This window comes from Ruminococcus sp. YE71, assembly GCF_900119155.1.
In the GTDB taxonomy this organism is placed as follows: Bacteria; Bacillota; Clostridia; order Oscillospirales; family Ruminococcaceae; genus YE71.
The window spans coordinates 93513-117082 of record NZ_FPIR01000007.1; the positions used below are offsets into that span (position 1 = coordinate 93513).

The 23570-nt window shown below is 45.8% G+C and carries 35 protein-coding genes; 27 read left to right on the plus strand and 8 right to left on the minus strand.

All coding sequences use genetic code 11. The features are described from left to right. Positions 1-369: 369 nt before the first annotated feature. Positions 370-1338, plus strand: coding sequence for an AAA family ATPase (locus BT142_RS19555; RefSeq protein ID WP_092983123.1), 969 nt, complete (start codon positions 370-372; stop codon positions 1336-1338). Here BT142_RS19555 and BT142_RS19065 read toward each other — a convergent pair. After that, positions 1317-1490 carry a hypothetical protein gene (locus tag BT142_RS19065; protein ID WP_175444917.1) on the minus strand — a complete coding sequence of 58 codons (174 nt, stop codon included), beginning with the start codon at positions 1488-1490 and terminating at the stop codon, positions 1317-1319. The genes BT142_RS19555 and BT142_RS19065 overlap by 22 nt on opposite strands. Positions 1491-2016: 526 nt before the next feature. Here BT142_RS19065 and BT142_RS08350 point away from each other — a divergent pair. The 3 genes from BT142_RS08350 to BT142_RS08360 all read left to right on the plus strand — a co-directional run bounded on the left by BT142_RS08350 (position 2017) and on the right by BT142_RS08360 (position 3850). Further along, positions 2017-2895 carry an AAA family ATPase gene (locus BT142_RS08350; RefSeq protein ID WP_242871945.1) on the plus strand — a complete coding sequence of 293 codons (879 nt, stop codon included), beginning with the start codon at positions 2017-2019 and terminating at the stop codon, positions 2893-2895. 108 nt (positions 2896-3003) lie between these two features. Continuing rightward, positions 3004-3192, plus strand: a complete 189-nt coding sequence (locus BT142_RS08355) for a helix-turn-helix domain-containing protein (RefSeq protein WP_072417747.1) — start codon at positions 3004-3006, stop codon at positions 3190-3192. A 106-nt stretch (positions 3193-3298) separates the two neighbouring features. Then, a complete protein-coding gene (locus BT142_RS08360; RefSeq protein ID WP_242871946.1) occupies positions 3299-3850 on the plus strand; it encodes a tyrosine-type recombinase/integrase in 552 nt (183 codons plus the stop codon). 96 nt (positions 3851-3946) lie between these two features. On the opposite strand, the gene BT142_RS08365 is transcribed toward BT142_RS08360, so the two are convergent. The 3 genes from BT142_RS08365 to BT142_RS08375 all read right to left on the minus strand — a co-directional run bounded on the left by BT142_RS08365 (position 3947) and on the right by BT142_RS08375 (position 4913). Continuing rightward, positions 3947-4249, minus strand: a complete 303-nt coding sequence (locus BT142_RS08365; RefSeq protein WP_072417748.1) for a hypothetical protein — start codon at positions 4247-4249, stop codon at positions 3947-3949. A 194-nt stretch (positions 4250-4443) separates the two neighbouring features. After that, entirely contained in the window at positions 4444-4650 is a 207-nt protein-coding gene (locus tag BT142_RS08370; RefSeq protein WP_072417749.1) for a hypothetical protein, read from the minus strand. A gap of 11 nt (positions 4651-4661) precedes the next feature. Then, the gene (locus tag BT142_RS08375) at positions 4662-4913 is read right to left on the minus strand and encodes a hypothetical protein (protein ID WP_072417750.1); all 252 of its coding nucleotides are present in this window, start codon (positions 4911-4913) and stop codon (positions 4662-4664) included. A gap of 95 nt (positions 4914-5008) precedes the next feature. Between BT142_RS08375 and BT142_RS08380 the strand changes: the two genes are divergently transcribed. The 4 genes from BT142_RS08380 to BT142_RS08395 all read left to right on the plus strand — a co-directional run bounded on the left by BT142_RS08380 (position 5009) and on the right by BT142_RS08395 (position 12004). Next, a complete protein-coding gene (locus tag BT142_RS08380) occupies positions 5009-5329 on the plus strand; it encodes a hypothetical protein (RefSeq protein ID WP_072417751.1) in 321 nt (106 codons plus the stop codon). A gap of 391 nt (positions 5330-5720) precedes the next feature. Then, positions 5721-6440 (plus strand): S24 family peptidase, encoded by a 720-nt coding sequence (locus BT142_RS08385; RefSeq protein ID WP_072417752.1) that lies wholly within the window; start codon positions 5721-5723, stop codon positions 6438-6440. Positions 6441-6820: 380 nt separating this feature from the next. Further along, entirely contained in the window at positions 6821-8758 is a 1938-nt protein-coding gene (locus BT142_RS08390) for a leucine-rich repeat domain-containing protein (RefSeq protein WP_139182200.1), read from the plus strand. An 891-nt stretch (positions 8759-9649) separates the two neighbouring features. Then, a complete protein-coding gene (locus tag BT142_RS08395; protein WP_072417754.1) occupies positions 9650-12004 on the plus strand; it encodes a hypothetical protein in 2355 nt (784 codons plus the stop codon). A 366-nt stretch (positions 12005-12370) separates the two neighbouring features. Here BT142_RS08395 and BT142_RS19560 read toward each other — a convergent pair whose 3' ends face one another. Both BT142_RS19560 and BT142_RS19565 read right to left on the minus strand, forming a co-directional pair. Beyond that, positions 12371-12532: a tyrosine-type recombinase/integrase gene (locus BT142_RS19560; RefSeq protein ID WP_242871952.1), complete on the minus strand. Its 162-nt coding sequence runs from the start codon at positions 12530-12532 to the stop codon at positions 12371-12373. A gap of 86 nt (positions 12533-12618) precedes the next feature. Then, entirely contained in the window at positions 12619-12813 is a 195-nt protein-coding gene (locus BT142_RS19565; RefSeq protein ID WP_242871947.1) for a site-specific integrase, read from the minus strand. A 339-nt stretch (positions 12814-13152) separates the two neighbouring features. Here BT142_RS19565 and BT142_RS08410 point away from each other — a divergent pair, with 339 nt between their 5' ends. The 3 genes from BT142_RS08410 to BT142_RS18690 all read left to right on the plus strand — a co-directional run bounded on the left by BT142_RS08410 (position 13153) and on the right by BT142_RS18690 (position 14595). Next, positions 13153-13617, plus strand: coding sequence for a DUF4869 domain-containing protein (locus tag BT142_RS08410; RefSeq protein ID WP_072417756.1), 465 nt, complete (start codon positions 13153-13155; stop codon positions 13615-13617). A 12-nt stretch (positions 13618-13629) separates the two neighbouring features. After that, positions 13630-14235, plus strand: a complete 606-nt coding sequence (locus tag BT142_RS18435) for a hypothetical protein (RefSeq protein ID WP_084659399.1) — start codon at positions 13630-13632, stop codon at positions 14233-14235. 141 nt (positions 14236-14376) lie between these two features. Beyond that, a complete protein-coding gene (locus tag BT142_RS18690; RefSeq protein WP_139182201.1) occupies positions 14377-14595 on the plus strand; it encodes a hypothetical protein in 219 nt (72 codons plus the stop codon). 366 nt (positions 14596-14961) lie between these two features. On the opposite strand, the gene BT142_RS08420 is transcribed toward BT142_RS18690, so the two are convergent. Further along, entirely contained in the window at positions 14962-15684 is a 723-nt protein-coding gene (locus BT142_RS08420; RefSeq protein ID WP_242871948.1) for a site-specific integrase, read from the minus strand. 136 nt (positions 15685-15820) lie between these two features. Between BT142_RS08420 and BT142_RS19070 the strand changes: the two genes are divergently transcribed. The 15 genes from BT142_RS19070 to BT142_RS08490 all read left to right on the plus strand — a co-directional run bounded on the left by BT142_RS19070 (position 15821) and on the right by BT142_RS08490 (position 22971). Further along, positions 15821-15970, plus strand: coding sequence for a hypothetical protein (locus tag BT142_RS19070; protein ID WP_175444911.1), 150 nt, complete (start codon positions 15821-15823; stop codon positions 15968-15970). Further along, positions 15945-16619 (plus strand): hypothetical protein, encoded by a 675-nt coding sequence (locus BT142_RS08425; protein ID WP_072417757.1) that lies wholly within the window; start codon positions 15945-15947, stop codon positions 16617-16619. The genes BT142_RS19070 and BT142_RS08425 overlap by 26 nt, the downstream gene beginning before the upstream one ends. Next, positions 16619-18199, plus strand: coding sequence for a phage minor capsid protein (locus BT142_RS08430; RefSeq protein WP_072417758.1), 1581 nt, complete (start codon positions 16619-16621; stop codon positions 18197-18199). The genes BT142_RS08425 and BT142_RS08430 overlap by 1 nt, the downstream gene beginning before the upstream one ends. After that, a complete protein-coding gene (locus BT142_RS08435; protein WP_072417759.1) occupies positions 18168-18419 on the plus strand; it encodes a hypothetical protein in 252 nt (83 codons plus the stop codon). Before BT142_RS08430 ends, BT142_RS08435 begins: the two co-directional genes overlap by 32 nt. A 92-nt stretch (positions 18420-18511) precedes the next feature. Continuing rightward, a complete protein-coding gene (locus BT142_RS08440) occupies positions 18512-18745 on the plus strand; it encodes a DUF3850 domain-containing protein (RefSeq protein ID WP_207645640.1) in 234 nt (77 codons plus the stop codon). Positions 18746-18763: 18 nt separating this feature from the next. Further along, positions 18764-19039 (plus strand): anaerobic ribonucleoside-triphosphate reductase, encoded by a 276-nt coding sequence (nrdD, locus tag BT142_RS08445; RefSeq protein WP_072417760.1) that lies wholly within the window; start codon positions 18764-18766, stop codon positions 19037-19039. Between the two features lie 60 nt (positions 19040-19099). Beyond that, complete coding sequence (locus BT142_RS08450; protein ID WP_072417761.1) at positions 19100-19648, plus strand: phage scaffolding protein; 549 nt, start codon at positions 19100-19102, stop codon at positions 19646-19648. After that, positions 19648-20523, plus strand: a complete 876-nt coding sequence (locus tag BT142_RS08455; RefSeq protein WP_072417762.1) for a hypothetical protein — start codon at positions 19648-19650, stop codon at positions 20521-20523. Before BT142_RS08450 ends, BT142_RS08455 begins: the two co-directional genes overlap by 1 nt. 12 nt (positions 20524-20535) lie before the next feature. Continuing rightward, the gene (locus BT142_RS08460; RefSeq protein ID WP_072417763.1) at positions 20536-20727 is read left to right on the plus strand and encodes a hypothetical protein; all 192 of its coding nucleotides are present in this window, start codon (positions 20536-20538) and stop codon (positions 20725-20727) included. Beyond that, entirely contained in the window at positions 20724-21047 is a 324-nt protein-coding gene (locus BT142_RS08465) for a head-tail connector protein (RefSeq protein ID WP_072417764.1), read from the plus strand. The genes BT142_RS08460 and BT142_RS08465 overlap by 4 nt, the downstream gene beginning before the upstream one ends. Next, positions 21047-21367: a DUF6751 family protein gene (locus BT142_RS08470; protein ID WP_072417765.1), complete on the plus strand. Its 321-nt coding sequence runs from the start codon at positions 21047-21049 to the stop codon at positions 21365-21367. Before BT142_RS08465 ends, BT142_RS08470 begins: the two co-directional genes overlap by 1 nt. Further along, complete coding sequence (locus tag BT142_RS08475; RefSeq protein ID WP_072417766.1) at positions 21364-21735, plus strand: minor capsid protein; 372 nt, start codon at positions 21364-21366, stop codon at positions 21733-21735. The genes BT142_RS08470 and BT142_RS08475 overlap by 4 nt, the downstream gene beginning before the upstream one ends. A gap of 13 nt (positions 21736-21748) precedes the next feature. Continuing rightward, entirely contained in the window at positions 21749-22147 is a 399-nt protein-coding gene (locus tag BT142_RS08480; RefSeq protein ID WP_072417767.1) for a hypothetical protein, read from the plus strand. A 3-nt stretch (positions 22148-22150) separates the two neighbouring features. Continuing rightward, complete coding sequence (locus BT142_RS08485; protein ID WP_072417768.1) at positions 22151-22669, plus strand: hypothetical protein; 519 nt, start codon at positions 22151-22153, stop codon at positions 22667-22669. 62 nt (positions 22670-22731) lie between these two features. Then, on the plus strand, positions 22732-22971 hold the full coding sequence (locus BT142_RS08490) for a hypothetical protein (protein ID WP_072417769.1): 240 nt from the start codon (positions 22732-22734) through the stop codon (positions 22969-22971). Here BT142_RS08490 and BT142_RS19395 read toward each other — a convergent pair. After that, complete coding sequence (locus tag BT142_RS19395) at positions 22949-23092, minus strand: hypothetical protein (RefSeq protein WP_175444918.1); 144 nt, start codon at positions 23090-23092, stop codon at positions 22949-22951. The genes BT142_RS08490 and BT142_RS19395 overlap by 23 nt on opposite strands. Here BT142_RS19395 and BT142_RS08495 point away from each other — a divergent pair. Beyond that, on the plus strand, positions 23082-23393 hold the full coding sequence (locus BT142_RS08495; RefSeq protein WP_072417770.1) for a hypothetical protein: 312 nt from the start codon (positions 23082-23084) through the stop codon (positions 23391-23393). The two genes, BT142_RS19395 and BT142_RS08495, sit on opposite strands and share 11 nt — an antisense overlap. Positions 23394-23570: the final 177 nt, after the last annotated feature.

Sequence of the window (23570 nt, forward strand, 5' to 3'; positions counted from 1 at the left end):
ATCATACCTATTTCGACTGTACATATTCAGGGCAAAAAAGGAGGTTTTCTGTAAAAGCCAGCATCGCATTCGGCTGTCCGCTTGTGCGGTCTGCTGAACGCTTGCAGGCTCGGGGAGAACCCCGGACCCCCTTTCAATTTTGCAACGTAACTAAGGTAATATCACAAAGAATAATCAGAAGCACTCGCAATAATGTGGGTGCTTTTTGTTGTGAAACCGACTAAATAGCATGAGACAAATCTGTGCAAAACAGAGAAATAAAAAAACTCTCTTAGAAAAAAGGTTGTAAAAACCTCGACTTCTTCCCCTATACAAGTGAGAAAATATCCAGAGCGATACTTTACATATCAACCGAAAGGAGTTGTTAAAATGAAAGAACTCATCACAAAGTCATGCGAGGAGATCATGACGACGCTCTACCAACCGACCGTGTTCGCAGTCGAAGGTTTGCTGACGCAAGGGCTGTTCATCCTCGCCGGCTCGCCAAAGGTCGGGAAGTCGTGGCTGGCGTTGGAGCTGTGCTTATCTATTGCGAAAGGAGAAAAACTCCTTGACCGCACTACACAGCAAGGCTCGGCTTTGTATTTCTGTCTGGAGGACAGCTATCAGCGGATCCAGAACAGGCTGTACGAACTGACCGACGAACCATCGGACAAGCTGTTCTTCTCGCTGAAGGCTGACACTATCGGCAACGGTCTTGAAGAACAGATCACTAAGTTCAAATTGGAACATAGTGACCTTTGTCTCATTGTCATTGACACCTTGCAAATGGTGCGTAACGAATTGGATTCGAGTTACGGCAGCGACTATGCAGAGCTACTTCCGCTGAAAGCTCTCGCCGAGCAACTCAACATCAGCATCGTACTCGTCCATCACCTTCGCAAAGCAACGGACAGCGACCCGTTCAATATGATCTCCGGCAGCACCGGACTTAACGGTTGTGTTGACGGACTGTTCATGATCGACCACACATCAAATTACACCGCCGAGAAAGGAATTTATGCAGACGTAACCAAGACGGAAAAATCAACTCGTCTTGTTGACCTGCCGCCTGCTGTCTGTGATCTGCTCCGAGTCTACAAACATGACCAAGACGCATATAAAATGAATCTCGGCGACAAGTGGCAGGAGCATGACCGCCTGTTCACGAAATGGGACGGTCAGCCCATGCACCCGAACACGCCTTACACTTGGCTCATGCGAGAGTGCAAACGGCGAGACTTCCCATTCTATGGGATACACACGTTCCGACACTTCGTAGCCTCCGCCGAGATCGAAGCCGGAATCGACCCGACGACCGTCGCGGCAATGTTAGGTCATAGCACGCCAGCGTTCTGATTTATACCTGCAAGCTCTGCTATCTCGGCTAAGCTCTTATTCCTGTAGTAGAAAAGGAAAAGTGTCTCCTTATGCTCGGGGCTTAGAGAGGCTATCTGCTCGGCAATGATATTTTTGATATCCTCGTTCACGGCATAATCCTCGGGAAGCATAACGGTATCTCCGTAGCCGCATCACTCTTACCTTTAACAAGCGTTAAGAGCATAAAATATAGGATATTCCGACATTCCATATTCAAGTCTATTGTCGAGGGTTTTCTGTAAAAGCCAGCATCGCATTCGGTTGTCCACTTGGGCGGTCTGCCGAACGCTTGCTGGCTCGGGGAGAACCCCGGATCCCCTCTCATTTTGCAACATAAGTAAGGTATAATTTCACATAGAATAATCAGAAGCACTCACAGCAATGTGGGTGTTTTTTTGTGAAATCGACTAAATCAGATAAAACAAATCTATGCAAAATAGAGAATCAATTTAAAATAGCCCCCTCAAAATGCCTCTCACATTCCCTCTATGTTAGAAAGGCAAATTATACAATCCCTTACAGCTTCGGTTGTGCAGAATGGAGAAATATCTAAATACTCTTAGAAAAAAGGTTGTCAAAATCTCGACTTCTTCCCCTATACATATGAGAAAACTTACAAAACGACACTGCTACATATCAACCGAAAGGAGAGAATCATTGAAAGAACTCATCACCAAATCCTGCGAGGAGATCATGACAACACTGTACAAGCCGATTATGTTCACGGTCGAGGGCTTACTGGCACAGGGACTGTTCATTCTCGCCGGCTCACCGAAGGTCGGGAAGTCATGGCTGGCGTTGGAGTTGTGCCTTGCCGTTGCAAAGGGAGAAAAGTTTCTCGACAGCAGCACACGTCAAGGCTCGGCGTTGTATTTCTGTTTGGAGGACAGCTATCAGCGGATCCAGAACAGGCTGTACGAGCTCACTGATGAGCCGTCGGACAAACTGTTCTTCTCGCTGAAGGCTGACACGATCGGCTGTGGTCTGGAAGATCAAATCGCCAAGTTCAAATCGGAACATGACGACCTTCTGCTGGTTGTCATCGACACGCTACAGATGGTGCGTAACGAATTGGATTCGAGCTACGGCAGTGATTACGCCGAGCTGCTCCCGCTGAAAGCACTTGCCGAGCAGCTCGGTATCAGCATCGTACTCGTCCACCACCTACGCAAAGCTGCGGACAGCGACCCGTTCAATATGATCTCAGGCAGCACAGGGCTGAACGGCTGTGTTGACGGACTGTTTGTGCTGTTGAAGTCTAAGAGAGCTTCGGGGCAGGCTGTGCTTCACTGCACCGGTCGCGACATCGAAGATCAGGAGCTGTCGCTCACAAGGCAAGGCGCTCGGTGGGTGCTTGCTGACGAGCACAAGGACACGCCGCCGGACATTTTTGCGTTCGCTGTGCATGACCTGATGGTCGAGCAACGGACTTTCAAAGCCGACCGCATTTTACGGGGCTTTTGGGCAATCCGAAATTGGTGTCATTTTCTGAAACTGTTATTTTTGACGGTGTCAAAATTACAGAAACGTGCCTGAAACGGCGATATTTCAAGATTTTTTCATAGAGTCAGTGCTGAATTATCTCACAAAATCAATGAACAGAATAATAGCAACAATTGAAAGAAACAGGAGAGTGATTATAGAATGGCAGAAACGAAAATAACAATGCTGACAATCAAGGAAGCCGCAGCGCTGGTGGACGGTCTCACCGAGTACCGTGTGCGCGAGCTGTGCAAGTCGGGCGAACTGCACTGCTTCAAGGCTGGGAAGAAGTACCTCATAAACAAAGATATTCTATACAAATATCTGAACGGCGAGTTGGTGGTTCAGTAGAAAAATGTGTTGCAAAACTTAACAATCCGCCTGCCGACTGGAATGCCCATACGTCTTGTGGTATTGTTGGGTTGCCGACAGGCGGAATTTATAAAGGAGGGATTTTATGGCTTACATTGAAAAACGCAAGAACAAGAAAGGCGAGGTGACTGCCTACCGAATAAGAGTTTACAGCGGCTACGATGTTCACGGCAAACAGATGGTTCAGTTCAAAACTTGGGTGCCGCCGGAGGGTATGACCGCCAATCAAATCAAGAAAGAGCTTCAACGTCAGGCAGTCCTGTTCGAGGAAGAATGTGCAAACGGTCAGGTGACTGCGAACATAAAGTTTCAGAAGTTCGCCGAGCAGTGGTTTGAAGAATACGCAGAATTCAACCACCGCAGCACCACACTCGAACGTGAGAAGAAAATCACAGATAGAGTGTATCCGGCACTTGGACATCTCCGAATCGACAAAATATCGGCAAGGGATATTCAGAAGTTCATCAACTCGCTTGCGAAACCCGGTGCGAACATGAGAAACGGAAAACCAGTCTTATCGTTGATCAACAGGCTTGCCCAGTCTTCACAGACCTTTTTTGCCATCTTCATGGTATACATATCACGGCTGCGAAGCTTCTTTCCATCAAAAACCTTGACTTTATGGAACGGCTCGTGAAAGCCTCTCCACCAGTCCTTCCATACGTCGATAGTGTTGTAATATCCGTCGGATATCGAACAGCGATACCGCTTGTTAAGCCATTCGATCACAAAGCTATTCATCTTCATCACCTCCCGATGCCAGCAGAACCTTAATGAATTTGGAGAAACTATATTCCAGCGCGTCTGCCGTGTCTATATCGCAGGTGCCGTCGTCGAGACGAACATCCTCGTCCTCGATCTTCGAGTCCCATACCTGCTCAGATAAGCTCGCTGTTACATTTGTACAGTTTTTCATCACATGAAAACGCCCCTGAGCCATGAGCATTTGCAGAGTATCTATCCTGTCTTTTATCGGCGCTTTGTAGCAGTCAACGACCTTAACGAACAGCCTCGCGTTGCGCACTGCCGTTCTCATGCCGTTGATTATTGCCTGTGCCTCGTTGTCAGCCCATGCGAGCTTAATCAGAGTAGGCTTGCCCTTGTACTTTCCCCAGCGGCACTGACCCCGAAAATAGTTTTCTATCCCAAAGCCATTGCAGGCGCCAAGAATCAGCTTGGCATTTCCAAGTGTCGAAGCGCTTGCGAGGTGAATCTTGTCCCTTGTGCTTTTCAGTTCGTGGCAAAATGCATAGACGTTATCGACTGTCTTGTGTAACCGATGATGCCTTCGTGTCTTAGCCAGCAGTCGAAAACATATGCTGCTCCGTATTCCTCGACAGCATCTTCGATAGTCCGGTACTGTGTATTTTTCATTTCGTTGAAGGCTTCGAGAACCTTCTGCTTGGCGGTGTCGGTCATTCCTCCGATAACGTCCATAATCTTACCTCCTACTTATCGTGCATATATCCGAGGACTCTTGCGGCTGCCGAAACGGGGTCGTCCTCGGTCACGCATATCCTGTGTACAGCTCCTGAGATCATGCGGATGGTGTAGCATTCCTCGTCTTCCACGATGCCGTAGCTTACGTTGCGGATAGGCAGACCTGCGTTGCGCATGACAGAACCGAGGTCCGCGATGAGCTTGCGCTTTATAGGGTCGGGCTGTATTTGATTTGCACAGGTGATGTTGTTGGTTGGCATGATATTTGACCTCCTTTTTTCAAAATTAACCGATCTCATCTCTTTACCTGCGTACAGTCTTATGGTATAATTATGTAGGGAGGAGGTGAAAGAAAATGCAGATCTCATATAACGATGTTCTTACAAATGGGTTAGCTTGCGCCGGCATAGTGGCAGAGAAAGCTAAATTTGATGGATCGTTCTCCATCGAAAAATATAAATCTCTTAGATTTCCATATATTCTTCAAACCGAATATGCAAAGGAAATAATCGCAGCTATGATCATGGGTTCTATAATGGAGTATCACAATCAACTTCGAGAAGTTCTTTTAGAATCAGGAATAGAGATTGGAGATGGGGATATGGAAAGCACAGTTTTAAGAGATGGTTTTTTAGAACATTATAACTTTGATGATTCAGAAGATTCAGAAGACTGATGCCGATAACCTCTGGGTCTTATCTTCCGTAGATCCAGCGATGTCGAAAGATAATGTTTCATTAAATCATCTTCATAATCGCCGGAGTTATGCTCTTGCCGACCTTGTAACTGCATTATGAGGTCGGCTACTTCTTTAGGTTCGACTTCGATAATAACCTTCAATATATTTCACCTTCTTCCATTTGCCTTCTGTACTACAGTGTAACACAAGTTATTTTTTTATTGACGTTACACTTGTTTTGTGATATAATTTCCTTAGTGGACTACGGGATAACTGCGCCCAGTGTGTCCACTAAAATATAGTTTAGCAGGAAAATTTCCTACTGTCAATACCCTGGTAGGATTTTCTCCGATTTTCGTTAAATTTAGACTAAAAGGAGTTGGTCAGATTGGACATTTTAAACAGAATAACGGAACTTTTGGGGGATAAAGAACAGCAAGAATTGACAGACTATTTAAAATTACAAAAATCAGCTTATACTGATTGGAAGGCTGGTAAGAGTAAATCCTACCGAAAATATCTTATTGAAATAGCTGAATACTTTGGTGTTTCTATTGATTATTTGGTCTATGGAAAACAAAGCAGCTCACCTTCTGAAAATCTATCAGATGATGAGCTGGAATTACTTGCATATTATAATAAAATGATTGATACTGATAAGGCTTTTCTTCGAGGCGAAGCTAAGATACTTTCAGGAGCCTTTAAAACACCTTACAAAGAACCCAAAAAGACTATTTTTATAGAAACCTACTCGCTACCGGTTAGTGCTGGCACAGGCGTTTACCTCGACAATTGTGAGCGTGAAATGATAAGAGTGCTGGAAACCAATCTGACCCACGAGGCAAACTTTGCGCTTCGTGTCTCTGGAGACAGCATGGAGCCGGACTTCCATGACGGCGATACTCTGCTGATCCGTTCACAGCCAACGGTAGAGCCAGGCGAGGTCGGCATTTTCATTCTTAATGGAGAGGGTTATGTCAAGGAATTCGGCGGCGACTGTCTTATCTCTCACAACCCGAAATATAAAAATATTAAACTGGATGAATACGGCGAAATCTATTGCCGAGGACTCGTTATCGGAGTGCTTGAAGACGATGATTTTGTTTAATGGCAACTGGTTGCCATTAAACTCAAATTTAGTTGCCATATTGCCATTAAGTATTTGCTGTTTTCTGACAATTCAAAAGCTGATATTTCAAGCCTGCTGTTCAAACTCTAAAACAGCCAAAGCTATTGATTTTACAGCGTTTGCGAGGTGTTAAAACAGTTATTTGAACGTTTGAACGCACTAAAACGCATGAAATTTAAAAGCCCCTGAAACGGTTCTAAACTGCCGTTTCAGGGGCTGATTTTTTGACACCATTATTTATCCGCCGTTTCACTCGTTGCAGCTTATTGCACCTCTAAAACGGCGGTATTACAAGCTTTTTGAGGGTTGTGAATGATTTGTTCGGGATATTTCGGGTTGTTGCGGTTTTCGGGTTTTACTTGTCACATAACAATAAAACCGAACTGATATGCTGTCCCATCACGAAAACAAGACTGACCATACCTGACAGTGTTACGACCATTGGCTATGAAGCATTTTTCAACTGCGAAAATCTTGTATCTGTCACTATACCTGATACTGTTACAAGCATTGGTGAAAGTGCGTTTTATAGCTGCGAAAGCCTTACAAACATAACCATTCCCGACAGTGTTACGGACATTGGCATAAAAGCATTTTCCTGGTGCAGAGGTGCAAAGTCTATAACCATATCCGGTAATGTAATAAGCATAGGTGACGATGCATTTCTCGGATGTGAAAGCGTTACTGATATAACCATTCCGGACAGTGTTACAAGTATAGGCAGTCGTGCTTTTGGATACTGCAAAAAACTGGAAAGCATTACGGTCGGCGAGAATAACAGCAATTATTCGTCATCTGACGGAGTGCTCTTCAACAAGGAGAAAACCGAACTGATATGCTGTCCGGGCGGTAAAACAGGCGTTTCCGTACCGGATGGTGTTACAAGCATCAGCGCGAAGGCATTTGCCATATGCGGGAGCCTGAAAGAAATAACTCTGCCTGACAGTGTGACCGACATTGGCAAATATGCCTTTTACGATTGCGAAAGTCTTACCGGCATAAACATTCCTGACGGCGTTACGGAGATCCGCGAAAATACTTTTTCAGGGTGTCGTAGTCTTACCGATATAACCATCCCGGACGGGGTTACAAGCATTAACGACAGTGCGTTCAGATTCTGCGAAAGCCTTGCCAACATAACCATACCGGATAGCGTTACCTACATTGGCGACGGTGCATTTGGTTACTGTGAAAATTTCACAGACTTGACCCTGCCGGATAGTGTCAGCTATATTGGCAGCGCGGCATTCAGCTCTTGCTCAAACTTAAAAAATATGGAGCTGCCGGATGGTATCGACACGATCAGATTCCTGACATTTTCGGATTGCAAAAGCCTGACAGATATAACGATACCCGGAAGCGTAACAGGCATTGAAGCAGCAGCGTTTTCAAGCTGCACAAGCCTTACGGATATAACCATTCCCGACAGCGTTACAAATGTAGAGAGCTGTGTTTTTGAATACTGCGATAAGCTGAACAGCATTACGGTCGGAGAGAATAACAAGAATTATTCTTCTGATGACGGAGTGTTATACAACAAAGATAAGACTGCATTGATATGCTGTCCCTGCGGAAAAACAAGCGTTACCATACCGGATGGTGTTACAAGCATCAGCGAGTATGCGTTTGATTATTGCAAGAATATTAAAGAGATCATCCTGCCGGACAGTGTGACCGAAATCGGTGAATGTGCGTTTTATAATTGCGAAAACCTTACCGGTATAAATATTCCTGACGGCGTTACTAAGATAAGCACCCGTGCTTTTTCAGGCTGCAGCAGTCTTACAGATGTGACCCTTCCGAACGGGGTCACAGACATCGGGTCCAGTGCGTTCAGCAGCTGCGGCAGCCTTACAAAAATAACCATACCGGGCAGTATCATTGCCATCAGCGAGTATGCGTTTTACAGCTGCACGAGCCTGAGTGACGTATACTTCGGCGGCACGAAGGAACAGTGGGACGCTGTCGGATTTGGTGAAAAAAATGAGTGCATACTTAATGCCGCAATTCATTTTACCGGCTCTGTGCTTAAGGTGACATCGGTCGATTACAACGCAAAACATGATCAGTTCAGACTGAACTGGACGGCTGTTCCGGACGCACAGAAGTATGTGATCGGCTACACGACCAACGGCAAGACCTGGAAGGTCGCAAAGATAGTCGATGCTAAATCTACATCATTTACCTGCAAGAACGCCCCGAAGGGAACTTATTACCTTGTGGTAGGCGCCTATGTGAACGGAAAAGTCGATACGACTGATCTCGCTAAAAGGGCTGTTAAGGTCGTTATCAGATAGTGTTATCGGCATTGAATTACCGGCAGTTCCTACGGGGACTGCCGGTTTTTGGGTTCAATATTAGCGTGGAATAGCCAGCCATGCAATAATTGGGGTGTCATATTTAGCTTTGTCTTTTAGCGATATCACAATGAAAATATCCCTCCACTAGGTAAGGCTTGGGAATGGCAAAAATCCAACCTTGGCTGAAAAGTTTGGAGAAACATATAACAGCTCGGTGGCAAGAGGTTCAGATATTTGTGAATCATTTATGGTGTACTCAAAATCGTTCACTTCAAAAAGAGAATTCAGAAAACGCATTGCAAAAGTAAATGCGGAACATTATAGCTTGTAGGGTTGAACAATCGGAATATGCTCGGCTGGCTGTCAAATGCTATATTTGTGCATGACTTTTGGCTAGCGAGTTGATGAATTTCTGAATATCCCTCGCCGATATTTTGTCGATTCGCAAGTGTCCATGAGCAGGATACGTTGCAAAATTGAGAGGGGGGCCGGGATTCTCCCCGAGCCTGCAAGCCTTCGGCAGACCGCCTAAGCGGACAGCCGAAGGCGATGCCGGCTTTGACAGAATACCCTTGTTTTTCGCCTTAAATATTGAATTCCGAAGCATTCTCGATTTTACACACCCTATATTCGTAAGCAGAAGATTTTAGGGTATTTCGCAGACTGGTAAACTTGATAGATGCTTTTGGTTATCATAGTGCATTTTGAAAGAATAATGAAGATATATATAAATAATATGTAAATTTCTATGATTGACATCTTGACAAAATGACAGAATTGTGATAATATTGTGAAGTACTGTTTTTCTATATTTTAGAAAATGGTCATATCATGATAAATGCTTAGCTTTTTGTAAAGCAGAATAACAAAAGAAAGGAATGATCAATAATGAAAAGATCAAAGAAAAATGTTGCATTTATAACCGCAATGACGTTAACGATAACAAGCATTGCTGCCCTTCAGGCGAGTGCTGCGAATGGTTATAATTCAGCAGCTAATGTGGGTTCCAGGTTCAGTATGTTTGAAGAAGACACTTCTGTGTATGGATCTACTTATCCGTGTTTTAGATTTAATAATATATCTGAAATGCGTGCAGGTGAAGAAGGTTATTTTAATATTCGATTTGATAGCTCTTATGAAACCCCAATAGCATCAATCAATCTACAATTGCTATATGATCCAAGTGTTTTTGAAATTTACAAATTTGAAGCGCCATATAATTCTGTTTTTTCCAATGTAAAAGGAGGATGGGGAGAAGGCTGGGAGAATAATTATTCAGCTTGTCAGTGCGGTGTATTTCCAATTGAGTGGAAATACTCAGAAAGTGGAAATTACAATGGTGATGGAGTTATCGGAAAAGTTTATTTTAAAATTAAAGATAATGCTGCTATCGGTAAACCAGTTTATTATGAATTTAAATTACAAGGAGATTGTAATAATGCAGACGGAAAACCGGTAACCGACCCTAAAACAGAAAGAACTGTAACTTTTTTAAACAGTAATATAAAAGTGGTTCCGTCTTCAAACAGACAGATCAATAAAACTCTTCCGAAGATCAGTGCTGATGCACGCGGTGAAAGTTATGTTGACATCAGTTGGGACCCTGTTGCCGATGCTCAATCATACCGCATTTGTGAATTTGAAGAAAATGGTTGGGTAGAAAAAATAGTATCATACTCATATAAAGAGAAAGATCATAAATATATATGCAGATTGTATAATCTTGAATATAACATGGATCACAAGATCGCAGTTATTCCAAGGTTTAATAACGAGTGGTACGAAGGCAATTTTGCGAACGCTATTACAGTAAGTCCTAAAGATTTCCTGGATAAATTACGTCCTGATATTGATGTTAAAAGCAAAGATGATAAGATCATGGTCAAATGGACTAAGGTCAATGGCGCTACGGCTTACGCAGTTGCATACACGACGCCAAATGAGTTAGGCGAATACGATGGTCAAAAATGGAAAGTAGCAAAAACTTACAGCAAGGAAACGACTTCCGTTACATATAGTAATATACCTAATGGTAAGTATAAAATGGCTGTAGTTGCAAAAGTTAATGGCGTATGGTATAAAGACTATCCGGATGCAGAGGGAAAAACAAAAGAAGTTACGGTTAATGATGAAAGATGGAAAAACAAACCCAAGTATGACCTTGTAACTCTTTATGATAATCTATTAGATGATTCTGAGTTATTTTCTACAGATTCAATATCTAATGAAGATGAATCTAATAGATTAAAGGATCTTAATGGTGACCTTGTAAGGATACCGGTCGATGGAGGCGACAAATTCAAAAATGCATACACGTTCAATCGTTATCATGATGGTTTTCCTGATGGAGAATTCGTGATAACACCTAACCGTGACAGTGATTATGTTATCGATGTTACAAAAGTGAATAAAGAAGATGATGTGATTTTGCATGTTAAATATATGCCCGATGGAAGCATTATTAACCCTAATCCCACTTCAGCATATATGGAGCCATCAAAAGTAGAATTTGATGCTGATAATCATATTGCTCACTATACTTTTTCTTTGAAAGAAGGGGTAGAATATAAGATTGAAGTCAGCAACTACTTAGGCATTTATAATTATGAAGATTTTCAGATCACTATTTCGCAGGATAACTGGGTTTATGCGCCGTATGGTGGAAAACAAGAGTTTTATATGTGTAAAAAAATGTTTATTCCAAGCGATACATTGCTTGAAGCTGTAAAATTATCATCGAAGAATGCAGTAATTATTAATAATGAAGCGAGTATTGAAGATCAGACTGCCGCTATCATGAAGAGCTTAGAATTAGATAATAATTCTAAAACTGTCGTGGATGCTGTATTAACAGTTGTTTCGGCTGCGACAGGAAGTGCATTAGAAACTGTAATAGAAGCTGCAATAGTTGACCCCGAACCAGCAACTAAAACAATATTAGTTGCAGTAGCAGTTGATGGAGCTACTGTATATTTTCTCATATCTTCCGCAAAGGGTGTTTCTGATTTCTTTGACGCGCTCGACTTTAAAAATGCGTGCTATGATGGAAATTTGAATATTGTATTAACAAAACAACGCAATGGTAATTGTTTAAATAATTATTGGGATCCCTGGATTACAAGTAACTATAACTATATAAATAAATACTCAGATGATATTGATATTTTAAATGATAGAGCTCATGTTATAGTCACACCCAACAAAAGCGCACAAGATGTTGTTGAGTTTTGGGAGTTAGATTAATGGATATGAAATGGATTATCGTGGTTATTATTATCCAAACTATACTGTTTACCGAAGATTATGTTATTCTAAAAAAGAAAGATTCAATACAAAACTTGTTTTTTATATCATTTTTGATTTTAGTTCTGCTTTATTTTTTGTTAGATAACGAGTTAGTAAAACGGTTGATCTATATTTACACTTTACTAAATTATTTTCGAAATTTGTGGATTACAAAAGTCATAAAAGACAGTGGAGATTATAAAAAAGCAGTAAATCATCAATTTGTTGTGGTGGTTTCACTTGCACTAATCATCCTATTCGTCTAATATTCGCTTACTAACCAAAATATGTTTCTTTCAGGTTATAGCTTAAAAGCAGTCGGTCTTATCTGTATATTAAAGTCGTTATTGGCGTGCTATGTCCTAACATCACCGCAACAGTCATCGAGTCAACACCGGCTTCGATTTCGGCTGATGCTACGAAGTGCCGGAAGGTGTGTACACATAGAACTGAAAATCTCGCCGCCGACACTCTCGCATGAGCCATATGTAGGGCGTATTTGGATGCATTGGCTGACCATCCCACTTCGTGAACAGGCGGTCGTTTTCCTGCCACTTGTCACCGAGATTTATTTAGTAGCTGTCCTGATCGTGCTTATAAGCTTTGAGCAGATCACAGACAGCAGGCGGCAGGTCAACAAGACGAGTTGATTTCTCAGTCTTGGTTACGTCTGCATAAATTCCTTTCTCGGCGGTGTAATTTGATGTGTGGTCGATCATGAGCGTTCTGTCATCGAGGTTGACATTCTTCCACTCAATGCCAAGCAAATATATAGTTACTCGTCCAAATTCAGGGGATTGCAGTATATCTTGGAAAATAATGTAATAAGAGAATGGAATGACAGTATTTTGCAAGGATTTATTTCTGAGCAGGATAAAAAACTGATTCAATAAATATGTGATAATGATCCCTCTATGAAAGTATGCGAAAATGAACAGTAAGATAATAATATCCCCGATCTCGTGAGAATTTAAGGAAGCCGCATTGCTGAAACCGCAGAAAACAAAAGCGGATACTGTCCGCCAACACTTGAAATCCAAATGAAGATGTGATATAATAATATTCAGCTACACACATTCCGTTTCAATGCCGAGGAGGACACCCGAATGCTAAAGATATATTACGGCGAGCCGACTGCCGATAATTATATTTTCAATCCCGATGCGTTTTTCAACAACACATACGAAGATGACTGGATAACCGAACCGCTTTCCGTGCAGATGATAAAGGATATCGACGGCTCGGAGGTTATCGGTCCGCGAGTGATCGACAGTCCGTTTCTCGGCTCGATACCTACTGAACGTCTTTCGGGCGGTGTCAAGACGCTGATACTTATGAGCAAGGATCAGTCGCATATGTTCAACGCTTCTGCCTGCGGAGACAACTGCGCCAAGTGGATACTGCATATTGCGGATGAACTGCAAAAGCAGGGTAAAGATCTCCCGATACGTTTGGGGTATCTGATGGATTTTGGCGAAGAACCGTTCGAGATAGAGATAAGCAATCTCGGCAAGGTCGTCCACAACAGCAAAGAACTTGCGGAAGCTGTTCTCGACAATGGGTTGATATAAGGGGGCGGCAGAATGATCGGTAAGTACGAGATCGAGATCTATAATAACCGCGTCCATTATTTTCTTACTGTCAAACGCAATATCACAATTCTTCAAGGCAACAGCGCGACGGGCAAGACCGAGCTTATTCGCCTTATCGGAGACTATGAGCAAAACGGGATGTCTTCGGGAGTGACGGTCAGGTCGGAGGTCAGATGCACGGTTCTGACGAATATTGACTGGAAGCTCAGACTGAATGCCTTGCACGGGACTATCATCTTCATTGACGAGACAGCCGGGTTTATAAAATCGAAGGAATTTGCGGAATGTGTGCGGGGCTCGGATAACTATTTCGTGATAGTAACAAGAGACGATCTGAGTCAGCTTCCGTATAGCATCGAGGAGATTTACGGTCTGCGGACGGATACCTCGAAGTATCAGGTGTTCAGGAAAGTCTATAACGAGACGTACAAGCTGTATAACACCGATACGGTCAGACCGATAAAGCCCGATATGGTCATAACCGAGGATTCAAACTCCGGGCATCAGTGCTTTGAACAGATCTTTGACTGCCCTTGCGAAACAGCAGGCGGCAAGAGCAACGTGTATGACAAGATTCGCAAAGCGTGCATCGGGTAGGTGCTTGTTATCGTTGACGGTGCCGCTTTCGGTCCCGAAATGGGCAAGGTATCAAGATATCTGAAACAGAGTAAAAAAGACTGCACTCTGTACGCACCGGAATCATTTGAATATCTGATTCTAAAGGCAGGAATTATAAACGTGCCGGAAGATATCATCGACGAAACATACAAGTACGCCGACAGCTGCAAGTATCTGAGCTGGGAAGAGTTTTATACTTCGTATCTTGTTGAAGTCTCATCGGGAACGGTCTATAAATATAACAAGTCTTCTCTCGGTGAAGCGTACAAAACCGCCGGAACGATAAAAAGAATAATCGGCGTACTGCCTGAGCAGATCAGACCCGGGAAAGACGATTAAAAACAGAGCCGGTCTTCGCTTGAAAACCGGCTCATATAATAACGGAACACGCCCATAACTTTGGGACTTATTTGGGACTTATTGCCCAGAAAAGTGGCTGAAACTTACGTCAAGCTGTTTCACTTAACTTGCTCTAAAACGCTGTAAAATCGGGCGTTTACGTGGCTGGTAAAAAGTTACAAAAACCCATTTGCTCGATTCAAGTCCCATTTGCCGCACCAATCGAAAAGCTCGTAAACACGTTGTTTGCGAGCCTTTTTTGTGCCTAAAAATCGCCTTTGGACTTTATTGTGGACTTTATCAAATTACTACTAACTAATATCAAGTATTCAGCCGACAGGTCGGGAGTGATCTGTCGGCTGCTTGTTATCCTGTTGCCTTATCGTCCTTGCTTTCAAGCAGGTCGGCGACGGCTGTGCTTGCCTTTCGTCTGCTCTCGGCGAAGATGTGCGAGTAGGTAGATAAAGTTGTAACTGGCGTGCTATGACCTAACATTGCCGCAACGGTCGTCGGGTCAACTCCGGCTTCGATTTCCGCGGAAGCTACGAAGTGTCGGAATGTGTGTACACCATAGAACGGGAAGTCTCGGCGTTGACACTCTCGCATGAGCCAAGTGTAAGGCGTGTTCGGGTGCATGGGCTGACCGTCCCATTTCGTGAACAGGCGGTCGTGCTCCTGCCACTTGTTGCCGAGATTCATTTTATATGCGTCTTGGTCATGTTTGTAGACTCGGAGCAGATCACATACAGCAGGCGGCAGGTCAACGATTCTTGTGGATTTCTCAGTTTTGGTCACGTCAGCATATATGCCTTTTTCGGCGGTGTAGTTTGATGTGTGGTCGATCATCATTGTGCCGTTGTCGAGATCTACATTCTTCCACTCGATGCCGAGCAGCTCTCCTCGCCTGCAACCCGTGTATATCGCCAGCGTGAAGAACACCTTATATTTCATGGGTGCGTCTGCGATCATTTTCATGAAGTCACGAGCCTGCTCTTTGGTGTAGATTTGCTTTTCAGGTTTAGTGTAAACCTTGCCCTTAGCATCGAGCTTGGGTATTGTCACCTTGCTGCAAGGGTTTGTGTTCAACATATCCAGCCTGATTGCATACTCAAATATTGATGATATAAATGATAGGTGGTGACGAATCGTTTTCTGTGACAGTGAAATATCTGTATCTGACGTTCATTCGAGCGAATGGCTGCAAGGCAAGGAACAAACCAGCGGAGTGCTGGGAGCAAACAACTTCTGGGAGCAGGCAAATGACCTGATGGAGCGAATGATGTACAGCGGAACGGCTGCGATCGTTATCGGTCTCAGAAACGCCCGTTACTCCGAAAGCGGAAAGCTGCTTGCCGATCCTAATACACGGATATAACAACTTCAACAGCGATTTCTACCTTGGACAAAAAAAGGTGTTCATCAACAAAAGCCTGCTTGCGGAGATGGACGGCGGCGAGATGATCACGCCCGACGACGTGAACCAGCAGCTTTTCTACACAATAGGCACATCGCTCGGAGACGAAAAGCAACTCGTTCAGGAGCACAACCCCGATCTGAGGGTCGAGGCAAACGAAAAGGGCGTGCAGGCTCAGCTCGACTACTTGTCGTTTAAGGTAGGCTTCGGGACGAAGCACTACCAGTTCAACAACGGCAGCATAGTCACCGCAACCCAGTACACAGGGGACAAGCAGGATCTGATCCAGAACGCTCACAAGCATTTCATCAAGGTGGAGGGCTTTCTGACAACGATTGTAAAAACGCTGCTGTATATCGGACACAACTACATAGATCCGTCCGTGAAATCAGATGCGGAAATAAAAATAATGTTTGACCAGAGCCCTCTCATCGATGAAAACGCCGAAAGAGCCCGGGATCGTGAGGATGTTAACGCAGGATTGATGCTTCCGTGGGAGTATAGAGTGAAGTGGTACGGCGAAGACCAGGCGACTGCGCAGAAAACTCTTGACAGCACGATGACCGACGACGAGCTTATGGGGTTCAATTATGAGGGCGGTGATGAGTAATGCTCTCGCCTCAGACCTTGAGCCGACTGCCAGATCCGCTTGTGGATCTTATCAACGAACTGCAAACTGACATTATAAGGAGTATAGCTGAAAAACTGACCAAAGCGAACTACCTCACGCCGTCAGCTGAATGGCAGCTTTACAAGGCACAGCAGCTTAGGCTTTCGACAGACGAGGTCAACAAGCTGCTCAAACGCTATACAAAGCTATCCCATCGCGAGATACGTTCGATATACACCGACGCTTGCAAGCAAGCGATATCGAATGACGCGTCGATCTACAGACAGTTCGGAAAAGACGCCGAATCGTTCTTCCGTTCTGTTGCATTCTCAAATGTGCTGAAAGCCGGTATAAAAAACGCTAACGGAATGTTTGAAAACTTCACCAGAAGCACTGTACAGTCCAGCCGAAAGACGGTCACGCACCTGATGGACAAGGCATACTTGCAGGTGCTTTCCGGTGCATTCTCGCCGCAAGAGGCGATATACAGCGCAGTCAGGGAGCTTGCCGACAAAGGCATACAGTCGGTGACGTATCCGAGCGGACGGACGGACTGGGCGGACGTAGCGGTCAGGCGTGCTGTAATAACAGGTATCGGACAGACCACAGGTCAGATGCAGCTTGATCTCGCCGCCGAAATGGGAACTGATCTCGTCGAGGTAACGTCCCACATGGGCGCACGTCCCTCTCATGCCGAATGGCAGGGCAAGGTATATAGCATTTCGGGAAAGAGCAAGAAATATCCCTCGCTCAGAGCGGCGACAGGCTACGGCAGGGGCGATGGCTTGAAGGGTTGGAACTGCCGACATGACTTCTTTCCGTTCTTCGAGGGACTTTCCGAGCGTGCGAACCTGCCCGTTGACCCCAAGGAAAACGAAAAGCAGTACAACGCCGAACAGAAGCAGCGAGCAATTGAGCGTGCGATACGAAAGAGCAAGCGAGGGCTTGCTGCGCTCGACAGCTCGATACAGAGCACCGATGATGAGCAGCTGAAGGCGAAGCTCCAAAGCGACTTTGACCGAAAGGCAGCGACACTCAAACGACAGGAACAGCGGCTTGCGGAGTACTGTAAGGCTAACGACCTGTTTCAGAGGAATGACCGGACAAGAGTTGTGGGCTTTGGACGGAGCGTTTCACAGAAGGCGGTGCATGGGAATAAAAAATATTTGGCAAAACAGCTTGACAAATCTGTAATAAATGGTACAATAGATAGTGAAGAATATGCTAAAATGCTCAAGAATAGACAGATTGTAGATATTTCAACGCTTGATCCGAATCATAAGAGTCTATCAATAAAGGGAACACCCGGAAGTATTGTAGACTTGATCGAAGACGGCAAGGTTATGCAGAGACGAATATTTGGGTATGATGGAAAAGCCATTGTTGATTTTGATACTACGGATCATAATCAACCAAGTCAGCATCCTACTGGAGCACATAAACATATTTTTGATTATTCTAAGCGAAATCCACATGGAACACACAGAAAAATTACTGATCACGAGTTGGAAATGAATCGAGATATCATTCAGAGAGGGGTGAACTATTTTGACGAAGAAGGAACTGATCGAACTGATTGACACCAGTGGAGACATAATGTTCGATTGTGAGGATAAACACTATACAATTCTCACATGGACTGATGAGGGTATATTCATAGGAGAACAGATAACAGAAACTCAGAAAAAAGACCGCCATGAGTATTTCAAGACAGGGGAACAGCTCGTATCTGAGTTCCTTGTAAATGGTAAGCCTCTTGGAGACATATGTGATAGAATAGTAATTACATTTAGTAATTAAAGCTCCCATCTAACGGGGGCTTTTAATTTTACCCGAAAGGAGCTGAACACATGACGCACGCACTAAAGATCGAGCACGAGTACTTTGAGTAAATAGTCAGAGGAGACAAAAGGTTTGAAGTAAGGAAGAAGGACAAAGACTTTCGTGTCGGAGACATACTCGCCCTGAATGAATGCAAGCTCGGCGTTTATACTGGCTGCTGCATATTCGTTATTATTGACTATATCCTCGACAACAGCTGCTACTGCAAGGATGGATATGTTATCATGAGCATATCTCCGCTCAATATCAAGCGCTCAAAGAATTGCCGGATAGCAGCAAGGTGACTGAAAGGAGCTGATACCATGATTAACTTAGGCAGACACCCGTCGGATATGTCCGACAACGAGGCTCAGGCGTACATTGACTTCATGAGCAAGAGATATCCCGAAGTAAAGGACGGTACTCTTGATATTGAACTCATCGATGAAGGCTCGGTGGAGCTGACGCTTACTCGCGACGCTGTGCCGTTCCAGAGGATCCGCCGCATCACGGGCTACCTTGTCGGCACGACAGACCGCTGGAACAACGCCAAGACCGCAGAACTTCACGACAGAGTGAAGCACACCACAGACAGTTAGGACGCTCTTTAAGGGGCGTTTTAATTATACCCAAACAGCATTTTAAGGAGGACTGATAGCATGGAACTCAAACAGCTGACCGACCTCGGCATACCCGAGGAGCAGGCAAAGCAGGCGCTCGGCCTGCACACCGCAGAGATGGAAGCTGAGCAGGGCAAGGTCGCTGACCTCACCGCTCAGCTCGAAACTGCGCAGAAGAGCATCGGCGATCTGACAGAGCAGGTCAAGAAGTTCGACGGCGAAGACATCGAGGGCTTGAAGCAGGCAGCTAAGGACTGGGAGACCAAGTACAACGCCGATGTTGCAGCGCTCAAGGTGGACAAGGCACTCGAACTGGCGCTCGTGGGAGCTAAGGCAAGAGATGTGGAGATCGTCAAGTCACAGCTCGATTGCGAGACCTTAAAGCTCGGCGATGACGGCAAGCTCACAGGACTTACCGAACAGCTCGACAAGCTCAGAGCCGACAAGGCGTTCTTGTTCGACGAGGATACAGCTGACAGCGGCGCACGCATCGACACCGGTTTCCGTCACGGAACGGCAGCAGAAGACATAACAGACGCACAGGTCAGAGCTGTCATGGGTCTGACCGCGGAGGGAGGTAATAAGTAATGTCTAATTCTATTACTAAATTCAAGAAATACATCGACCTGCTCGATGAAGTGTACAAGCAGAGCGCCCGCACCTCGGTGCTCGACAGCGACAGCACGCTCGTGAGAGCAGGCGCAAACGCCAACGAGATCGTCATCCCGAAAATGAGCATGGACGGTCTTGCTGACTATAGCCGCAGCACGGGATATGTTGCGGGCGACGTAACGCTCACCAACGAGACGGTACAGTACAACTATGACAGAGGCAGACAGTTCACTGTTGATGCTATGGACAACGAGGAGACAGCAGGCGTTTCGTTCGGCAGGCTTGCGTCCGAGTTCATCCGTACAAAGACCGTTCCTGAGCTTGATGCTTTCCGCTTTGCGACATATGCAGGCACGTCCGGTATCAGCAAGGTCACTTCGGGAGCAACTCTTTCGACCGGTGACAGTACCCTGGCTGCTCTTGTAGCTGCTCAGACGCAGCTGGATGAAGACGAGGTTCCTTTTGAGGAGCGCTTCCTTTTTATCACTCCGACTCTGTTCAATCTTGCAAATTCCGTGGATCTCACAAAATCCAAGGCAGTTCTTGATGGTTTTGCCGGCATTGTCCGCGTTCCTCAGTCGCGTTTCTACACCGCCATCGACCTTGCCGACGGCACGACCTCGGGCGAAGAGGCTGGCGGATACTCAAAGGCATCAGCTGGAAAGGATATCAACTTCATGATAATCCATAAGCAGGCTGTCCTTCAGTACCAGAAGCATACAGTAAACAAGGTGGTCGCCCCCGAGGAGAATCAGAAGTCTGACGGCTGGATGTTCTTCTTCCGCGCCTATGGTCTTACCGATGTTTACGATAACAAGGTCAAGGGCATCTATCTGCACCACAAGGCATAAGGGGGTGTTCACATGAGAACTGTCGGTCTTTTACTTGATGATACAGGCAAAAACGCCGGCGATCTATTCGATATTGACAAGATGAAGCTCGATGAGCTGAAAGCGCTTGCTGATACAGCAGGCATCGAATATCCGGCAAATATCAAGAAATCAGAGCTGACCGCACTGCTGAGACAGACTATGGACGAGGCGGTGCCGTATTGACAAGCTACGAATTCTACACTGATACGTTCTGCGGCACAAAGATACCGCAGGACGTTTTCGATTATGTCTCGGCGCGTGCTGACGACTTCCTGACGGCGAATCTCGATACTTCGAGTGTAGATGAGACAACGCTGAACAAAGCGGTCTGCGCCTGTGCTGAGGTGTACTATTCTGCGACAACGAACACAGAGAACATATCCTCTGAAAAGGTCGGAGACTACAGTGTAACATACGCATCCAAGGCAGATCAGGGCAAGAGTCTGACAGATCAGCTGCTTGAAGCGGCAGCCATTTACTTTCCGACAACGGGGTGGTGCTGATGCTGTACAACGGAAAAGCCACCGTATGGCACAAGACAAATGACGGATACACGCCGACGCACTACCCCTGCTGGTGGCAGGACACCGAAGCAGAGAACATAAGCAAGAGCGGTACGACCAACGTCGATACCGCTCTTGTTCATCTGCCGCTCGGAGCTGTTGTCGCTAAGGGAGATTACGTCAAGCTCGGAGAGTACAACGGAGCCTTCGCCAGCTCGTCTGATCTGCTGAAAGCACATAAGCCGCTGAAGGTCAGCACAGTCTCTCCGAAGCCCTACGGCTCGGAGCACATGAGGCACACGGAGGTGACGGCAAAATGAGCGACAGCCACATCAAGGTCAGACTTCATGTCGCGCCGGAGAATGTTATTCTTGCAAAGCGAAATCTTGGCAAGGGCGGCAAGGCTCAGATGTTTGTCGATTCGGAAGTTACACGATGCTGTGATAAATACATTCCATTCGATAAAGGACCGCTGAAAGAATCGCAGGATTGGGCGACTGTCAAGGGCAGCGGCATGGTACACTGGGACACACCGTATGCACGGAAGAACTACTACGAAAACCGAGGCAGAGGAAACGAAGGCACAGCCAAAGGCGGATTACGCGGGAGGCTGTGGTTCGAGCGCATGAAGCGAGATCATCTGCCCGGCATACTGAGAGGAGTGAAACGAATCTGTGGAGCAAAATAGCTTACTTGAATCGATGAAAAACTACATCGGCGGATTTCCCGAACTTGACGCTCTTGAACTGCATTTCGACAGAACGGATGACGAGCCTGCAAGCTATGCGGTCATGACTTCGGGACTTGTCAAGCTCGGTGAGGATATACTCGGCAACGAGACATGGCAATACAATGCAGTCTTGCAATCAAGAGAATACACCGCGGATGACCTGAGCAGGCTTAACGCTTCGGCATTCACCGAGACGTTCACCTTTTGGATAAGCCGACAGAACAGTTCGGGCAGCTTTCCCGAGCTGCCGGACGGTATGTATCCCGAAAGCATATCCGCCGACAACGGAATGCTCCTTGCACTCGATGAGGACGGCGACAGGGGCGTATATCAGATACAGATACATCTTACATTCAGACTGGAGGAATGATAAATGGGAACACAGAACACATACACCTCGGGTCCGCTCCGGAGAAGCCATCTGAGGCATCTTCTTGACAACACATTCGGACTGACGCTTGCAACAGCTTCATGGAGCACACTTGGCAAATACATAGACGATATGTCCATGAACCTGAATCCGACGATCTCAACGGTCAAGAACATACTTGATGAGACAGAGGTAATTGATGAGGGATATGAGCCTTCGATGGAAGCCGGCACGATCTATCTCGACCCGGGTGACAGTCTTTATCCTAAGATAAAGTCGATCATGATGGATCGCCAGATGGGTGATGAGTGCCGCACCTATCTTATGGAGATCCTCGTTGACAAAACTACGAGTCCTTATGATGCGTGGGTCGAGGAATGTATCGTCAAGGTGCAGAGCTACGGCGGCGGTCAGGGCGGCGTAAACGCACCGATAACCATTACTCCCTGCGGCAACAGGATCAAGGGTACGGCTGCTTATGCCGACGGCGTATGGACGTTCACAGCGGCTGCAAATGGTTGATAATTACACGAACAAGGGGGGCAGAAATGCCCCTTTTATTCTAATACATAGGAGTGAGTTTTATGGAAACTGTTAAGCTGCAATTCGCAGACGGATATAAAAGCATTGAGATCAACGGCGATCCGAGCCGCGTGATAAGAATAAATCCGACAGACGCTGCATTCATCAAGCGCATTTCCGGGCTCGGAGACAAAGCGCAGGAGATCATGCAGAAATACGGTGACATTGATTTTTCGAGCATTGAGAAACTCAAGGACATCGACCCAGAAGAACCGAACTTTATTCGTATGAATCGTTCCTGACGGCGAAGTTCTCGGCGGCGTTCAGAAGCAGATACGATATCTGGTGCGCGAACATAAGCCGTACACCGACGATCGCATACGGCATCCACCAGTACAGCTTCACGGGGCGCGTGAACGGCATCTCCGGCAACGTTGACCTCAACCGCACCGGCAAGAACTACCCGGTCATCATCAAGAACGCCGGGAAGAACGGCTTTAAGCCCACCGGGAACGTCCTCGATACAGACGGCTTCCACAAAGGCGACAAGGGGCTCGGGGTCTATTTTCTGAAACGCGGGCTGATAGCATCGGGGTACAAGCTCGACGACAACGACGTGTTCGGTGACGGAACCGAGAAGGCTGTGAATGATATTCTCGGCAAGTCAGGGTATGCCCGGAACGGTATCGCTGGTAAGGGCTTTGCGAGGAAGTTTATAAAGTAGGTGGTCAAATGAAAACGCTGCTTTCTTACAAGTGGATGCGCGTGAAGTCGCGGCTTAACTATCGCACAAGTTGCGAAATAACTCCTGCGACACTTGCGGGAGTGCTTGAAATAGGTGAAAAGGTTCGGATTGTTGACGATTTTGACTGCGTTGCCTGTGGGCACAAATGGGCTAAGG

Bases quoted from the DNA above. Each gene is read 5' to 3' on its own strand.
- BT142_RS08420 (WP_242871948.1), bottom strand. From the start codon at position 15,684: ATGTTGAACACAAACCCTTGCAGCAAGGTGACAATACCCAAGCTCGAT.
- BT142_RS08475 (WP_072417766.1), top strand. From the start codon at position 21,364: ATGAGCGACAGCCACATCAAGGTCAGACTTCATGTCGCGCCGGAGAAT.
- BT142_RS08365 (WP_072417748.1), bottom strand. From the start codon at position 4,249: ATGAGAACGGCAGTGCGCAACGCGAGGCTGTTCGTTAAGGTCGTTGAC.
- BT142_RS19395 (WP_175444918.1), bottom strand. From the start codon at position 23,092: ATGCCGTTCACGCGCCCCGTGAAGCTGTACTGGTGGATGCCGTATGCG.
- BT142_RS08370 (WP_072417749.1), bottom strand. From the start codon at position 4,650: ATGGACGTTATCGGAGGAATGACCGACACCGCCAAGCAGAAGGTTCTC.
- BT142_RS08480 (WP_072417767.1), top strand. From the start codon at position 21,749: ATGAAAAACTACATCGGCGGATTTCCCGAACTTGACGCTCTTGAACTG.
- BT142_RS08470 (WP_072417765.1), top strand. From the start codon at position 21,047: ATGCTGTACAACGGAAAAGCCACCGTATGGCACAAGACAAATGACGGA.
- BT142_RS08355 (WP_072417747.1), top strand. From the start codon at position 3,004: ATGGCAGAAACGAAAATAACAATGCTGACAATCAAGGAAGCCGCAGCG.
- BT142_RS08430 (WP_072417758.1), top strand. From the start codon at position 16,619: ATGCTCTCGCCTCAGACCTTGAGCCGACTGCCAGATCCGCTTGTGGAT.
- BT142_RS08460 (WP_072417763.1), top strand. From the start codon at position 20,536: ATGAGAACTGTCGGTCTTTTACTTGATGATACAGGCAAAAACGCCGGC.
- nrdD (WP_072417760.1), top strand. From the start codon at position 18,764: ATGATTAACTTAGGCAGACACCCGTCGGATATGTCCGACAACGAGGCT.
- BT142_RS08485 (WP_072417768.1), top strand. From the start codon at position 22,151: ATGGGAACACAGAACACATACACCTCGGGTCCGCTCCGGAGAAGCCAT.
- BT142_RS19560 (WP_242871952.1), bottom strand. From the start codon at position 12,532: ATGGCTCATGCGAGAGTGTCGGCGGCGAGATTTTCAGTTCTATGTGTA.
- BT142_RS18435 (WP_084659399.1), top strand. From the start codon at position 13,630: ATGATCGGTAAGTACGAGATCGAGATCTATAATAACCGCGTCCATTAT.
- BT142_RS19065 (WP_175444917.1), bottom strand. From the start codon at position 1,490: ATGCTTCCCGAGGATTATGCCGTGAACGAGGATATCAAAAATATCATT.
- BT142_RS08375 (WP_072417750.1), bottom strand. From the start codon at position 4,913: ATGCCAACCAACAACATCACCTGTGCAAATCAAATACAGCCCGACCCT.
- BT142_RS19555 (WP_092983123.1), top strand. From the start codon at position 370: ATGAAAGAACTCATCACAAAGTCATGCGAGGAGATCATGACGACGCTC.
- BT142_RS08490 (WP_072417769.1), top strand. From the start codon at position 22,732: ATGGAAACTGTTAAGCTGCAATTCGCAGACGGATATAAAAGCATTGAG.
- BT142_RS08395 (WP_072417754.1), top strand. From the start codon at position 9,650: ATGAAAAGATCAAAGAAAAATGTTGCATTTATAACCGCAATGACGTTA.
- BT142_RS08410 (WP_072417756.1), top strand. From the start codon at position 13,153: ATGCTAAAGATATATTACGGCGAGCCGACTGCCGATAATTATATTTTC.
- BT142_RS08360 (WP_242871946.1), top strand. From the start codon at position 3,299: ATGGCTTACATTGAAAAACGCAAGAACAAGAAAGGCGAGGTGACTGCC.
- BT142_RS08380 (WP_072417751.1), top strand. From the start codon at position 5,009: ATGCAGATCTCATATAACGATGTTCTTACAAATGGGTTAGCTTGCGCC.
- BT142_RS08455 (WP_072417762.1), top strand. From the start codon at position 19,648: ATGTCTAATTCTATTACTAAATTCAAGAAATACATCGACCTGCTCGAT.
- BT142_RS08450 (WP_072417761.1), top strand. From the start codon at position 19,100: ATGGAACTCAAACAGCTGACCGACCTCGGCATACCCGAGGAGCAGGCA.